The following is a 14112-nucleotide window of genomic DNA, read 5'->3' as shown; positions in this document are numbered from 1 at the left end:
CCCCGCGCTCTGGCGGCCCCGCATCGGCGTGCCCATGTTCAAATAATTGCCGCGCCTGCGTGGCAGAACCGGCGCGCCTTGCGGAGGAACCGCCTCCCCGGCATGCGGCAGATGGGCAGAACGATGGACGATTTCCCTCACAGCCGGCGTCGGCGGGTGCCGGCCGAACCCGTCCCGGAGGCGGAAGCGCCGCCTACCGCGCGCAAGGCGGGGAAGGAAGAGGCGGGCGGCGCGGTGCTGTCCTCGCCGGGCAACCCCGTCGCCGGTGCCCCTGTTTCGCCGCCCGTGCCGGGCGTGGCCGGTCCCGGCGGGCCGACGCTGGGCGTGGCGCTGGGTTCGGGCGGGGCGCGCGGCCTCTCGCATATTCTGGTCCTGGAAGCGCTGGACGATCTCGGCCTGCGGCCCACCGCCATGGCGGGGGCCTCCATCGGGGCGCTGTTCGCCAGCGTCTATGCCGCCGGCATGCCGGCGCGCGACATCCGCCATCTCGTCACCCATACGCTGAAGAATCGCGGCGAGGTGATGAAGCGGCTGCTCGCCGCGCGGGTGGGGCGCATCGCCGACCTGTTCGGCGCCGGGCTGGGCAATCCGGTGCTGATCGACGCCGAGCGCTTCATCGGCGGCTTCCTGCCCAAGCTGGTGCCCGACACCTTCGAGGAACTGTCCATTCCGCTGCGGGTGGTGGCCACCGATTACTGGGAGCGCTGCGAGCGCACCTTCACCACCGGGCCGATCCGCCCGGCGCTGGCGGCCTCGCTGGCCATTCCCGGCCTCATCCGCCCGGTGCAGCATGATGGCCACACGCTGGTGGATGGCGGCGCGGTGAACCCGCTGCCCTTCGACCTTCTGCGCACCCGCGCCGATGTGGTGATCGCGGTCGACATCACCGGCGGCCATGGCACCGAGACGCGCGGCGTTCCCGCGCCGTTCGAGGCGATGTTCGCCACGCTGCAGATCATGGCCTCGTCCATTGTCGGGGAAAAGCTGAAGGCGGGCGCGCCGGACATTCTCATCCGCCCCAACGTGCATGATTTCCGCGTGCTGGACTTCTTCCGCGCCGCCGCGATCCTCAAAGCCGCCGAGCCGGTCAAGGATGAGGTGAAGCGCCGGCTGGAGGCGGTGCTGGGGTGACGGCCGAGGCGTGAGCCTTCAACGCCGCCCGGCGAAAAACTCCCGCAGCAGCTGCGCCGATTCGCGCTCGCGAAAGCCGCCATAGACCTCCGGCCGGTGGTGGCAGGTGGGTTGGGCGAAGAAGCGCACGCCGCTTTCCACCGCCCCGCCCTTGGGATCGGCGGCGCCATAATAGACCCGCCGCAGCCGGGCGAAGGAAATCGCCGCCGCGCACATGGTGCAGGGCTCCAGCGTGACGTAAAGATCGCAGTCGCCGAGCCGGTCATTGCCGAGGCGCGCGGCCCCGGCGCGCAGCACAAGTATTTCCGCATGGGCGGTGGGGTCGGATTGTTCGCGGGTGCGGTTGCCGTCGGCGGCGAGCACTTCGCCGGCGCGCACCAGTACCGCGCCCACGGGCACCTCGCCCCGGTCGGCGGCACGCGCCGCCTCATCGAGGGCCAGCTGCATGAAGTCGCGGCGTGCCCGGCCGCTGGCGTCGCAATCGTCGCTCGTCAAGGCCCTGTTCGCCCGAAATCTCGCCAAAAGCTCGCATCCCCCCGCAGGACATGCTAGCACCCGCCGCCCGGAGACCGGATCATCCCCATGCCCAAAAACACGCCGCCCCGCAAGGAACACAACCGCGTCCCCCGCCCCGCCCGTCCGGCGGCGCCGGAGGAGGCCGGCCCGCGCGAGGCCGAGCGCGTCGCCAAGGTGGTGGCCCGCGCCGGGCTCGGCTCGCGCCGCGAGATCGAGGAATGGATCCTCGCCGGGCGCGTCGCGGTGAATGGCGAGGTGCTGGAAAGCCCCGCCCGCACCGTCACCGCCGAGGACGAGATCACCGTCGACGGCGCGAAGCTGCCTGACCGCGAGCGCACGCGGCTGTTCCTCTACCACAAGCCCAAGGGCGTGGTGACGACCAATTACGACCCGGAAGGGCGCCCGACCCTGTTCGAGATCCTGCCTCCCGGCCTGCCGCGCCTCGTCTCCGTCGGCCGGCTCGACCTCAACACCGAGGGGCTGATCCTGCTCACCAATGATGGCGGGCTCTCGCGGGTGCTGGAGCTGCCGGAAACCGGCTGGCTGCGCCGCTACCGCGTGCGCGCCAAGGGCGACATCACCCAGGACAAGCTCGACGCGCTGATCGCCGGCGTCACCGTCGACGGGGTGCAGTATGGCCCGATCGAAGCGGTGCTCGACCGCGTGCAGGGCGCCAATGTGTGGCTGACCCTGGCGCTGCGCGAAGGCAAGAACCGCGAAGTCCGCAATGTGCTGGGCTCGCTTGGGCTCGACGTGAACCGGCTGATCCGCCTGTCCTATGGCCCGTTCCAGCTCGGCGAGCTGGCGCAGGGCGAGGCCGAGGAGGTGCGCACCCGCATTCTCGCCGACCAACTCGGCGAGGCGCTGGCCAAGCAGGCGGGCGCGGATTTCGAGGGGCCGCTGTTCAACCATGCCGAGGACGAGGCGCCCAAGCGCTCGGCGAAGCCCGGCAAGGCGCGCTACGCCAAGCCGGAAGGCGCGGAGGACCGCCACCGCCGCCTGCCCATCGACACCGAACCGGGCGAGGGCAAGAGCGTGACGGCCGGCGTCGTTGCCGACCGCAAGGGGCGGAAGGTGCTGGTGCAGCGCGTGCGCTCCACCGAACCCGTGCCCGAGCCCGCCCCGGCCCGCGCCCGCCGCGACGAGGAGCGCGCCAACGTGCGGACGGGCACGCGGCCCGGCGCCGCTGCCAGCGAGCGCGGCGGCGAGCGCACCTTCCGCAAGCGCCCCGAGCGGGCCGGTGAGACGGAGGGTGGCGCCGAGCGCGAGGAGCGTCCCTTCCGCGAGCGTTCCGGCGAGCGGCCCGCCCGCGCCGGCGCCAAGAGCCGCGACCGCAAGGTCGGCGGGCCGCGTCCCTCCCGCCCGCGTGTCGAGCGCGAGGGCGAGGTGGGCGAACGTTCCGAGCGCCCCTTCCGCAGCCGCGACGAGGGCGGCGACCGCGCCCCGCGTGGCGAGCGTCCCGCGCGCCCGTTCCGCGAGCGCGGCGAGCGCCCGCAGCGCAGCGAGGGTTCGGAGCGGGGCGAGCGCCCCTTCCGCGGCGCCGGCAGCGACCGGCCCTATAGCGGCCGGGTGAAGTCCGAGCAGACGCGCAGCTTCCGCCCGCGCACTGAGGGTGATGAGCGCCCGCCCCGTCGCGAGCGTCCGGAGGGCGACCGTCCCTTCCGCGAGCGCGCCCCGCGCCCCGAGGGTGAGCGCCCGGCGCGCTCCTTCCGGCCGCGTCCGGAAGGGCAGGAGCGCCCCGCCCGCCGCGAGCGGCCCGAGGGGGACCGTCCCTTCCGCGAGCGCACGCCGCGCCCGGAAGGTGCGCGCCCGTTCCGCAGCCGCGACGACCGGCCCGCGCGCGACGACCGCCCGCCGCGCGAGGACCGTGGTGACCGCGCGCCGCGCGGCGATCGTCCGGCCCGCTCCTTCGGCGATCGGCCGGCGGGCGGCAAGAGCTATGGTGCCAAGAACTTCGCCGACCGGCCGGAAGGGCGTTCGGGTGGCGGCAAACCTTCTTCGGGCAAGCCTTTCGGCAAGCCCGGCGGCCGATCCTTCGGTGACAAGCCTGCCGGCGGCCGATCCTTCGGCGGCAAGCCCTCGGATGGCCGCCCCACCGGCGGCAAGCCGTCCGGCAATCGTCCCGCGGGTGGCAAGCCTTCGGGCGGAAAGCCGTCTGGTGGCAAGCCGGGCGGGCGTCCGCCGCGGTCGCCGCGCGGCTGACGGGGCGCGTCGATGCGCATCGTCGGCGGGCGCTTCAAGGGTCGCGCGCTGCGCGGCCCCTCTTCCAACGCCACGCGGCCGACCTCCGACCGGCTGCGCGAGGCGCTGTTCAACGTGCTCGCCCATGCCTATGGCGATGCCGCCGACGGCGCCCGCGTGCTCGACCTGTTCGCCGGCACCGGCGCGCTGGGGCTGGAAGCGCTCTCGCGCGGGGCGAAGCTGGCGGTGTTCGTCGACGAGGCGCCGGAGCCGCGCGGGCTGATCCGCGCCAATGTCGAGACGCTCGGCGTCGGCGGCATCACCCGCATCTTCCGCCGCGACGCGACGAAGCTGGGCGAGGCCTTCGCCAATGACGCCTTCGATCTCGTCTTCTGCGATCCGCCCTATGGGCGCGGGCTGGCGGAAAAGGCGCTGGCGAGCGCCCTTTCCGGCAAATGGCTGGCGCCGGAGGCGCTCGTCGTGGTGGAGGAATCGGTCGAGGCCGCCTTCAGCGCCCCGGAAGGCTTCGAGGAACTGGAACGCCGCCGCTACGACAGCAGCGAGATCGTCTTCCTGCGCGCGCCCGCCTAAGCGGCGCGCAGGCGGCCCTCACCCCACCTCCTGCACCGCCGCCAGAATCCGCTCGATGTCCTCGGGGCGCGAGAGGCGGTGGTCGCCATCCTTGATCAGGCTCAGCACCACATCGTCCTCGGCGAGGCAGGTGACGAGCCGCAGCGCGTGCTGCCACGGCACATCAGGATCGGCGACGCCCTGGAGAATGCGCACCGGGCAGCCGACCGCGAAGGGCGCGCCGAGCACCAAGTTCTGCCGTCCGTCCTCGATCAGCGCCCGGGTGATGACCTGGCCGGGGCCGTATTGCGAGGGGCGCACCCAGCGCCCGTCATGCAGCAGCGCGGCGCGGACATCCTCCGGCATCGCCTTCCACATCAGTTCTTCGGTGAAGTCCGGTGCCGGGGCGATGAGCACCAGCGCGGCGAGGCGGGCGCTCGCGCCCCGCGCCGCGAGCGCCCGGGCGAGCAGCAGCGCGATCCAGCCGCCCATGGAGGAGCCGACGACGATCTGCGGGCCTTCGGTCATGCGGTCGAACACGGCGAAGGCATCCTCGGCCCAGCGCGAGATGGTGCCCTCCTCGAAGGCGCCGCCGGATTCGCCATGGCCGGAATAGTCGAAGCGCACCACGCGCCGGTCGTGCGCCGCGCCCCAGTCCGCCAGCGCTTCCGCCTTGGTGCCACGCATGTCGGAGAGGAAGCCGCCGCACCAGACAATGCCGGGATGCTCGGGCGTCGCGCGGCCGGGGGTGACGCGCACCGCGATGGCGCGGGCATCCTCGCCAACGGTGAGGAAGGAAGGGGCGGCGCCCGCATCGGGACGGGTGGGGGTGGCCTCGCTCATCATGGTCTCCTCCGGTCGGGGCGCGGACGGTGCGTCACAACCTCTCGGCCGGCAAAAGCCTTGCGATTCGAGGCGCACGCGCCATCTTGGCTTACAGGCACACCTCGCGTGGGAACAGGGCCGGCTGGCAGGGTGACGACGAAAGCCGGCCCGGCAGGCGTTATTACACGCGATCCGTGCTTTACCGCCGTTGACTTCTGACGGGTTTGTCACGATCTTCTGCGACCGTTTTACGCGCGGAAATCAGCCGGCCGGCGACCCTTCGAAGCGCGGTGGAAACGCCACATTCTGAAATGGCAGAGGAGAAGACGCCATTCGCCGCCCCATGAGACCCGTCGCGCCGGAAAAGGACGGTCCGCGCGTCAACGAAGATATCCGCATCCGCGAAGTTCAGCTCATCGACCAGGACGGGCAGAATCGCGGCGTCGTGCTGACGCGCGATGCGATTGCGATGGCGCAGGACGCCGGCCTCGATCTCGTCGAGATCGCGCCGAACTCGGCCCCGCCCGTCTGCAAGATTCTCGACTATGGCCGGTTCAAGTACCAGAACCAGAAGAAGGCCAACGAGGCGCGCAAGAAGCAGCACGTCGTCGAGATCAAGGAAATCAAGCTGCGGCCCGGCATCGACACCCATGACTATGAGGTGAAGATGAAGGCCATCCACCGCTTCTTCGAGGAAGGCGACAAGGTGAAGATCACCCTGCGCTTCCGCGGCCGCGAGATGGCGCACCAGGAGCTCGGCTACAAGCTGCTCAACAAGGTGAAGGAAGAGCTGGCGACCATCGCCAAGGTCGAGGCCGAGCCCTCGCTGGAAGGCCGCCAGATGATCATGGTGCTGGCCCCGCGCTGAGGCGCGGCGCCCACCCTTCGACCGACATCATCCCGGAACGGCCGCGAGGCCGTGTCCGGGATTGTCGTTTGTGCGCCAAAGTTCGCCCCGGCCTGCGCTTCAGTCCGGCAGTGAGCCGTTCTCGCCGAGCACGGCGCCGGCGAGATAGAGCGAGCCGGCGATCAGCACGCGCGGCGCGGCCCCGACGGGAAATGCCGCCAGCCCTTCCAGCGCGGCGGCGACGCTCGGGGCGGTGGAGGCGTCGAGCCCGTGCCCCCGTGCGGCGTCCGCCAGCGCCTCCGGTGCCGCGCCCTTATGCTCGCCCGGCACCGGCACCGCGATCAGTTCGCGGGCGAGGCCGGCGAAGGGGGCGAGGAAGGCGTCCGCATCCTTGTTGCCCAGCATGCCGACGATCAGCACCAGCGGCCGCGACACCCGGTCTTCGAGATCGGCCAGCGCGGCGGCGAGCGCCTGACCGCCGGCGGCGTTGTGGCCGCCATCGAGCCAGATGTCGACGCCTTCCGGCGCCCGCGCGGTGAGCGGGCCGGGGCCGAGCCGCTGCAGCCGCGCCGGCCATTGCGCGCTGCGCATGCCTTCCTCGAAGGCGGCGGGCGGCAGGCCGAGATTGGCGACCCGCAGCGCCTCCACTGCGAGGCCGGCATTGACGATCTGGTGCGGGCCGACCAGGCGCGGGCGCGGCAGGTCGAGCAGGCCCGCCTCGTCGGCGACGACCAGCCGGCCGCCTTCCTCATGCGCCTGATAGTGCTCGCCCATCACCGAGAGCGGCACGCCGAGCCGCGCCGCCTGCCGCTCGATCGTCCGCAGTGCCTCGCGCGGCTGGTGGCCGAGCACGGCGGGCACGCCGCGCTTGAGGATGCCGGCCTTCTCGCCGGCGATTTCCGCCACAGTCTCGCCGAGGAAATCGACATGGTCGATGGAGACCGGGGTGATGACGCTCACCAGCGGCCGCTCGATCACATTGGTGGCGTCGAGCCGGCCGCCGAGGCCGACTTCCAGCAGCAATATGTCGGCGGGGGTTTCCGAGAACAGCAGCAGCGCCGCCGCCGTGGTGATCTCGAAGAAGGTGATCGGCTCGCCGCCATTGGCCTCTTCCGCCCGCGCCAGCGCGCCGGCGAGGCGGGCATCGTCCACCAGCGTGCCGGCGAGGCGGATGCGCTCGTTGAAGCGCACCAGATGCGGCGAGGTGTAGACATGGACGCTCTGGCCGGCGGCTTCCAGGATCGCCCGCATGAAGGCGACGGTGGAGCCCTTGCCATTGGTGCCGGCGACATGGATCACCGGCGGCAGGCGCCGCTCGGGGTGGTCGAGCCGCTCCAGCAGCCGCCACATGCGGTCGAGCGAGAGGTCGATCAGCTTCGGGTGCAGCGCCAGCAGCCGGTCGAAAATGTCGTCGACCGGCGCCCGCGGCCCCTCTGTGGGCGCGGGGCCGGCGGCGGGGAGCGCGCTCATGGGGGCCTCAGGCGCTCGCAGGCGCGGGGTTGGCGGCGGCGGGAGGCGGCAGGGCCGGCGCCTCGGGCGCCTTGTCCTCTGCGGGCTTCACAGCGGCCTTCGCCTCGCCCGCCACGGCCGGGGCGCGCATCAGCAGGCGGCAGAGCCGCGCCAGCGTCGGGCGCATCTGGTGGCGGTGGACGACGAGGTCGATCATGCCGTGGTCGCGCAGATATTCGGCGCGCTGGAAGCCCTCGGGCAGCTTCTCGCGGATGGTCTGCTCGATGACGCGCGGGCCGGCGAAGCCGATCAGCGCGCCGGGCTCAGCGATCTGTATGTCGCCCAGCATGGCGTAGGAAGCGGTGACGCCGCCTGTGGTCGGGTTGGTCAGCACCACGATATAGGGCAGCTTCGCCTCGCGCAGTTCCTGGATGGCGCAGGTGGTGCGCGGCATCTGCATCAGCGAGAGGATGCCTTCCTGCATGCGCGCGCCGCCGGAGGAGGCGAACATGATGAAGGGCGTGCCGCGCGAGGCGGCGGTCTCAAGCCCGGTGACGATGGCCTCGCCCGCCGCCATGCCGAGCGAACCGCCCATGAAGCCGAAATCCTGCACCGCCACGGTGACGGGCAGGCCTTCCAGCTTGCCATAGCCAACCTTCACCGCGTCCTGCGCGCCGGTCTTGGCGCGGGCGTCCTTCAGCCGGTCGACATAGCGCTTCTCGTCGCGGAACTTCAGCGGGTCGGTGGCGACCGCCGGCAGGCCGATATCGTACCATTTGCCGCCGTCGAACACCGAGCGCAGCCGCGAGGCCGGGTCCATGCGCATGTGGTAGCCGGAGCCGGGAACGACGTGGAGGTTCGCCTCCAGATCCTTGTGGAACACCATCTGCCCGGTCTCCGGGCACTTCACCCAGAGATTTTCCGGCACTTCCCGACGGTTCAGGAAGGAGCTCAGCTTGGGGACGACGTTCGAGATCCAGTTCAACGGTCGGGCTCCGGACGGTGACGCAGCGGCCGCGACGGGGGTCTCCCCGCTGTCGGCCGCCCCTCATCTAATGCCGCAGAAGGGCGATGAAAAGGCGCACGCGCGATTCGGCCGCGGCCGCGCGGGTGTGCGCCGTCCCCAAACGCTACTCGGCGGCCTGGCGGCGCACCCCGCGCACGGCCTCGGCGAGCCGGCCGACAAGGTCGGTGACGGCGGTAAGGGTGGCGGGCGTGGCGCGGTTCTCGGCATCGAGCGTGGCGCGCAGCGCGTCGATCAGCGCCGAGCCGACCACGACGCCATCGGCATTGGCGGCGATGGCGGCGGCGCTTTCCGGCGTCTTCACGCCGAAGCCGACCGCCACGGGCAGCGTGGTGTGGCGCTTGATCCGCGCCACCGCCCGGCCGACCGCGTCCGGATCGGCCTGCGCCGCGCCGGTGATGCCGGTGATCGAGACGTAATAGACGAAGCCCGCCGTGTTCGCGAGCACGGCCGGCAGGCGCTTGTCGTCGGTGGTCGGGGTGGCGAGGCGGATGAAGTCGAGCCCCGCCGCCAGCGCCGGCAGGCAGAGTTCGCCGTCTTCCTCCGGCGGTAGGTCGACCACCACGAGGCCGTCGACGCCCGCCGCCTTGGCGTCGGCAAGGAAGCGCTCGACGCCATAGACATAGACCGGGTTGTAATAGCCCATCAGCACCAGCGGCGTGGTGGCGTCGCTCTCGCGGAAGGTCTTCACCATGGCGAGCGTCTTGGCCAAAGTCTGCCCGGCCGCCAGCGCGCGCAGGCCCGCGGCCTGGATCGCCGGGCCGTCGGCCATCGGGTCGGTGAAGGGCACGCCGAGCTCGATGATGTCGGCGCCCGCCGCCGGCAGCGCCTTGAGCAGGGCGAGCGAGGTGTCGTGGTCGGGATCGCCGGCGGTGATGAAGGTGACGAGCGCGGCCCGCCCTTCAGCGGCGCAGGCGCGGAAACGGGTTTCGATGCGGGTGCTCATAGGCTCGTTCCCAGAATGTCCGCCACCTGCGGGATGTCCTTGTCGCCACGGCCGGAGAGGTTGACCACCATCAGGTGATCTTCCGGGAAGGTGGGGGCGAGCTGCGCGACCTTGGCCAGCGCATGCGCCGGCTCCAGCGCCGGGATGATGCCTTCGAGCTTCGCCACCAGCTGGAACGCTTCCAGCGCCTCGTTATCGGTGGCGGAGATATAGGCGGCGCGGCCGGTGTCGTGCAGCCACGAATGTTCCGGCCCGATGCCGGGATAGTCGAGGCCGGCGGAGATGGAATGCGCCTCGGCGATCTGGCCGTCGCCGTCCATCAGCAGATAGGTGCGGTTGCCGTGCAGTACGCCCGGGCGCCCGCCGGTGAGCGAGGCGGCGTGCTGGCCGGAGGGGATGCCGTGGCCTGCGGCCTCGACACCGAAGATCTTCACGCTCGGGTCGTCGAGGAAGGGGTGGAACAGGCCCATGGCATTGGAGCCGCCGCCGATGCAGGCGATCAGGCTGTCCGGCAGCCGGCCTTCCATCTCAAGCATCTGTTCGCGGGTCTCGGTGCCGATGATGCTCTGGAAGTCGCGCACCATGGCGGGGTAGGGGTGCGGGCCCGCCACCGTGCCGATGCAGTAGAACGTGTCGGACACGTTGGTCACCCAGTCGCGCAGCGCCTCGTTCATCGCGTCCTTCAGCGTCTTCGAGCCGGACTGGACGGGAACGACGCTGGCGCCGAGCATCTTCATGCGGAACACATTGGGCGCCTGCCGGGCGACATCGACGGCGCCCATATAGACGACGCATTCGAGGCCGTAGCGCGCGCAGAGCGTCGCGGTGGCGACGCCGTGCTGGCCGGCGCCGGTCTCGGCGATGATCCGCTTCTTGCCCATGCGGCGGGCGAGCAGGATCTGGCCGAGGACGTTGTTCACCTTGTGCGAGCCGGTGTGATTCAGCTCTTCGCGCTTGAAATAGATCTTGGCGCCCATCCCCGCCGGCGCGCCGGCGCGCAGATGCTCGGTCAGCCGCTCGGCGTAATAGAGCGGGCTGGGGCGGCCGACATAGTGCTTCAGCCCGGCCTCCATCTCCGCCTTGTAGGCGGGATCGGCCTTGGCTTCGTTATAGGCCGTCTCCAGATCGAGGATGAGCGGCATGAGCGTTTCGGCAACGAAACGGCCGCCGAAGAGGCCGAAATGCCCGTTGTCGTCGGGGCCGGTGCGGAAGGAATTGGGAGCGTTCACGACGGGCTCGTCTCTCTGGCAGGTGAAGGCGGCGTCGGCGCGGAGCCGGGGGCGGTGTCGCCGGTCGGGGCGGAAGACCCTTGCGCCTCGGCCGCCCGCGCGGCGCGCAGGAAAGCCTCGATGCGGGACGGGTCCTTGATGCCGGGTCCACGTTCGACACCGGAGGATACGTCGAGGCCTGGCGGATGGATGAGCCGCACCGCGTCCGCGACGTTTTCCGGATCGAGCCCGCCTGACAGCATGAAGGGCCGGGCGGGGTCAAGGCCGGCGATGAGGTTCCAGTCGAAGGCGACGCCGTTGCCGCCGGGCAGGGTGGCGCCCTTGGGCGGCTTGGCGTCGAGCAGCAGCCGGTCGGCCACCTCTTCATAGGCGGCCAGCGCGGCAAGGTCCTCAGCTGAGGCAATGCCGAGCGCCTTCATGACCGGGAGGCCGAAGCGGGCCCGGATGGCGGAGACGCGCTCCACGCTCTCGCGGCCGTGCAGCTGCAGCATGTCCGGGCGCAGCGCGTCGATAATGGCGGCCAGCGTGGCGTCGTCGGCATCGACGGTGAGCGCAACGATCTGAGCCCGCCCGCGCGCCTGTGCGCCGAGGCTGGCGGCGGTGGCGAGGTCGACATGGCGCGGCGAGGGGGCGAAGAACACCATGCCCACCATGTCCGCGCCGGCACTGAGGGACGCCTCCAGCGTCTCAGCGGTGCTCAGCCCGCAGATTTTGATCTCAAGCGACAAGGCCGCCTCCTCGGAACAGAGCCACCTAGCATGAACGGCCCCTTGACGCGAGGGCGTCGCCGAGGACGCGGCAGACTCCGGCGCAGAAGCCCGGCGACACGCAAGGGGGGCGGACGGCCGGCACCCGGGAACGGATTTTGAGAAAAATCCTCATCATAATTCGGTTTTCTCCGTGCGGGCCGTTCCCCTCTTGGAAACGGCGCCGTAGCGTGCCGCGCCTTGGCCGGCTGTTCTCCCTCGCGCTGCCGGCCTTCACCCGAAGCCTTCGCGATGACGACCGCCATGACCGATCCGCACCCGATCAAGGTCTTCGTGCAGCTTTCGCACGGCCAGGACGCGGCCGAATGGGAGCGGAGCCAGCGGAGCGGTACGCTCATCGGCATCAACGATCCCTCGCCCTATGGCTACCGGCGCGCCGAGCGCCAGGGCTGCGAGGTCCGCTTCTCGTCCGCGGGTCGTGAGGGGCTGCTGGGGAAGGGCCTGCGCGGCGCGCTGCGGCTGGCGCTGGGCTTCGACCTCGTCCACGCCCTCCGCAACCGCGCGGAGATCTTCCGGGCCGATATCGTGTGGACGCACACCGAGGCCCAGTTTCTGGCGGTGGCGATGCTGCTCTCGCTGGCGCGGCGTGCGTCCCGGCCCAAGCTCCTCGGCCAGTCGGTGTGGCTGATGGATGAGTGGCGGCGGCTGTCGCCGTTCCACCGCCCGCTCTACCGGTGGCTGCTCCGGCAGGTCGACGTGCTGACCTTCCATTCCCCGGAGAACCAGCGCCGCGCGCAGGCGATGTTCGGCCGCCCGGACGCCGAGCTGGTCCTGTTCGGCATTCCCAATGAGACGGGGTTGCCCCCGCTGCGCGCGCCAGCGCGGCCGGTCAAGGTGCTCAGTGTCGGCAATGACCGCCACCGCGACTGGGCGACGCTGCTGGCGGCGCTGGGAAGCCAGGACGACATTGAACTCACCATCGTCTCACGCAGCATCGACCCGCGCCTGACCCGGCCGCACCCCAATGTCCGGGTCGTCGCGCCGGCCCATAATGACGAGTTGCTGCGGCTCTACGCGGCGAGTTCGATCCTGGTGGTGCCGCTGAAGGAGAACCTGCACGCCAGCGGCATCACCGTGCTGCAGGAGGGGGCGCTGTGCGGGCTGGCGCTGGTCGCCACCCGCACCGGCGGCCTCGACGCCTATTTCGACGAGGCGGAGGCGACCTATGCGCCGGTGGGCGATGCCGCCGCGCTGCGGGCGGCGGTGCGCGAGCTCGCCGCCGATCCCGCCCGGCGGGATGCCCGCGCGGTCGCTGCCCAGCGCCGGATGACCTCCGGCGCGCTGGGCTGCGAGGCCTATATCAGCCGGCACGTCGCGCTCTCGCGCCGGGTTCTTGTGCGCCGCTGAGTCCCGCGTCGCCGCGCCGCGCGCGACGACGCGCTATTCCCCTCTTTCGCTGCGGCAGCCTGCGTGCTACACAAACTTCAGTGTGAAATAATTTTATTCACGTCAATTATATGTATATGTGGCGGCGACGCCCCCGTCGCGCCCGTTCGTGGAGACTGCCCATGCGCTTCCCGCGCCGCCTGATCCTGACCGCGACTCTCGCCGCCACGCTGGCGCCGTTCGCCCTCGCCGTGCCGCAGGCCCGCGCGCAGGAGCCGAACCAGATCCTCAACGCCTCCTACGATGTCGCGCGCGAATTGTTCGACGCCGAGAACAAGCAGTTCGAGCCGGCCTACAAGGCGAAGACCGGCAAGGAGATCAAGGTCAACCAGAGCCACGCCGGCACGTCGAAGCAGGCGCGCTCCATCGTCGAGGGCCTTGAGGCCGACGTGGTGACCTTCAACCAGATCACCGACATCACCTTCCTCGTCGACAAGGGCTTCGTCGCCAAGGACTGGCAGAGCCGCCTGCCTAACGGCTCCTCGCCCTGGTACTCCTTCCCGGCCTTCCTCGTGCGCGAGGGCAACCCGAAGAACGTGAAGAACTGGGACGACCTCGTCCGCGACGACGTGAAGCTGGTGTTCCCCAACCCGAAGACCTCGGGCAATGCGCGCTACACCTATCTCGCCGCCTATGCCTTCGCGCTGGAGAAGTTCAACGGCGACGTGGCCAAGGCCGACGCCTTCGCCAAGAAGCTGCTCTCCAACGTCGTGGTGTTCGACACCGGCGGGCGCGGCGCCACCACCTCCTTCGTCGAGCGCGAGCAGGGGGACGTGCTCATCACCTTCGAGGCCGAGGTGATCGGCGTGAAGGACGCCTATAAGGACAAGAAGTTCCAGGTCGTGGTGCCGGAGGTGAGCCTGCTCGCCGAATTCCCGGTCGCGGTGGTGGACAAGGTGGTCGACAAGCGCGGCTCGCGCCAGATCGCCACGGACTATCTCACCTATCTCTATTCGCCCGAGGGCCAGAAGGTCGCCGCCGAGTTCAACAACCGTGTCGTCGATCCTAAGGTCGCCGAGGAGTTCAAGGCCAAGTTCGTCCCCGTCCGCCTGCTCAAGGCCGAGGATGTGTTCGGCGGCTGGGCCAATGCGCAGAAGACCCACTTCGCTTCCGGCGGCAAGCTCGACGAGCTGTTCGTCGCTCCCTGAGCCGGGCGCGTTTAGCACGCCATATTCATGTGAATAGCGGTTTCGTGCTGGACTTCTCCGTTGAACTGCGGCATGGCCGGGCTCGTCCCGGCC

General features: G+C 70.7%; 13 protein-coding genes. 6 read left to right on the top strand and 7 right to left on the bottom strand.

The window, feature by feature from the left end; translation table 11 throughout:
- The first annotated feature begins 123 nt into the window (after window positions 1–123).
- Window positions 124–1131, top strand: a complete 1008-nt coding sequence (locus ACO07Z_RS11780; protein WP_421698895.1) for a patatin-like phospholipase family protein — start codon at window positions 124–126, stop codon at window positions 1129–1131.
- Window positions 1132–1149: 18 nt separating this feature from the next.
- Here ACO07Z_RS11780 and ACO07Z_RS11775 read toward each other — a convergent pair whose 3' ends face one another.
- Entirely contained in the window at window positions 1150–1578 is a 429-nt protein-coding gene (locus ACO07Z_RS11775; protein ID WP_421700799.1) for a nucleoside deaminase, read from the bottom strand.
- A gap of 135 nt (window positions 1579–1713) precedes the next feature.
- Here ACO07Z_RS11775 and ACO07Z_RS11770 point away from each other — a divergent pair, with 135 nt between their 5' ends.
- Together ACO07Z_RS11770 and rsmD are read left to right on the top strand one after the other, a co-directional pair.
- Window positions 1714–3849 (top strand): pseudouridine synthase, encoded by a 2136-nt coding sequence (locus ACO07Z_RS11770; protein ID WP_421698894.1) that lies wholly within the window; start codon window positions 1714–1716, stop codon window positions 3847–3849.
- Between the two features lie 12 nt (window positions 3850–3861).
- Window positions 3862–4419 (top strand): 16S rRNA (guanine(966)-N(2))-methyltransferase RsmD, encoded by a 558-nt coding sequence (gene rsmD / locus ACO07Z_RS11765; RefSeq protein WP_421698893.1) that lies wholly within the window; start codon window positions 3862–3864, stop codon window positions 4417–4419.
- An 18-nt stretch (window positions 4420–4437) separates the two neighbouring features.
- On the opposite strand, the gene ACO07Z_RS11760 is transcribed toward rsmD, so the two are convergent.
- Window positions 4438–5241 (bottom strand): alpha/beta hydrolase, encoded by an 804-nt coding sequence (locus ACO07Z_RS11760; protein WP_421698892.1) that lies wholly within the window; start codon window positions 5239–5241, stop codon window positions 4438–4440.
- A gap of 325 nt (window positions 5242–5566) precedes the next feature.
- On the opposite strand from ACO07Z_RS11760, the gene infC reads away from it, so the two are divergent.
- Window positions 5567–6091, top strand: a complete 525-nt coding sequence (infC, locus tag ACO07Z_RS11755) for a translation initiation factor IF-3 (RefSeq protein ID WP_307018739.1) — start codon at window positions 5567–5569, stop codon at window positions 6089–6091.
- A gap of 99 nt (window positions 6092–6190) precedes the next feature.
- Here infC and ACO07Z_RS11750 read toward each other — a convergent pair whose 3' ends face one another.
- From ACO07Z_RS11750 to ACO07Z_RS11730, 5 genes are all read right to left on the bottom strand, one after another.
- Window positions 6191–7540 carry a bifunctional folylpolyglutamate synthase/dihydrofolate synthase gene (locus ACO07Z_RS11750; RefSeq protein ID WP_421698891.1) on the bottom strand — a complete coding sequence of 450 codons (1350 nt, stop codon included), beginning with the start codon at window positions 7538–7540 and terminating at the stop codon, window positions 6191–6193.
- Between the two features lie 7 nt (window positions 7541–7547).
- The gene (gene accD / locus ACO07Z_RS11745) at window positions 7548–8504 is read right to left on the bottom strand and encodes an acetyl-CoA carboxylase, carboxyltransferase subunit beta (RefSeq protein ID WP_421698890.1); all 957 of its coding nucleotides are present in this window, start codon (window positions 8502–8504) and stop codon (window positions 7548–7550) included.
- A 145-nt stretch (window positions 8505–8649) separates the two neighbouring features.
- Window positions 8650–9489 carry a tryptophan synthase subunit alpha gene (trpA, locus tag ACO07Z_RS11740; RefSeq protein ID WP_421698889.1) on the bottom strand — a complete coding sequence of 280 codons (840 nt, stop codon included), beginning with the start codon at window positions 9487–9489 and terminating at the stop codon, window positions 8650–8652.
- The gene (gene trpB, locus ACO07Z_RS11735; RefSeq protein WP_421698888.1) at window positions 9486–10718 is read right to left on the bottom strand and encodes a tryptophan synthase subunit beta; all 1233 of its coding nucleotides are present in this window, start codon (window positions 10716–10718) and stop codon (window positions 9486–9488) included. Before trpB ends, trpA begins: the two co-directional genes overlap by 4 nt.
- Complete coding sequence (locus ACO07Z_RS11730; protein ID WP_421698887.1) at window positions 10715–11446, bottom strand: phosphoribosylanthranilate isomerase; 732 nt, start codon at window positions 11444–11446, stop codon at window positions 10715–10717. Before ACO07Z_RS11730 ends, trpB begins: the two co-directional genes overlap by 4 nt.
- Window positions 11447–11716: 270 nt before the next feature.
- Between ACO07Z_RS11730 and ACO07Z_RS11725 the strand changes: the two genes are divergently transcribed.
- Together ACO07Z_RS11725 and cysP are read left to right on the top strand one after the other, a co-directional pair.
- Window positions 11717–12832, top strand: coding sequence for a glycosyltransferase (locus ACO07Z_RS11725; protein WP_421698886.1), 1116 nt, complete (start codon window positions 11717–11719; stop codon window positions 12830–12832).
- A 161-nt stretch (window positions 12833–12993) separates the two neighbouring features.
- On the top strand, window positions 12994–14019 hold the full coding sequence (cysP, locus tag ACO07Z_RS11720; protein ID WP_421698885.1) for a thiosulfate ABC transporter substrate-binding protein CysP: 1026 nt from the start codon (window positions 12994–12996) through the stop codon (window positions 14017–14019).
- The last annotated feature ends 93 nt before the right edge of the window (window positions 14020–14112 follow it).

This window comes from Ancylobacter sp. (assembly GCF_965229075.1).
GTDB lineage: Bacteria > Pseudomonadota > Alphaproteobacteria > Rhizobiales > Xanthobacteraceae > Ancylobacter.
Note: the sequence above shows the minus strand (reverse complement) of the source record. Positions and strands in the feature narration are given on the sequence as shown.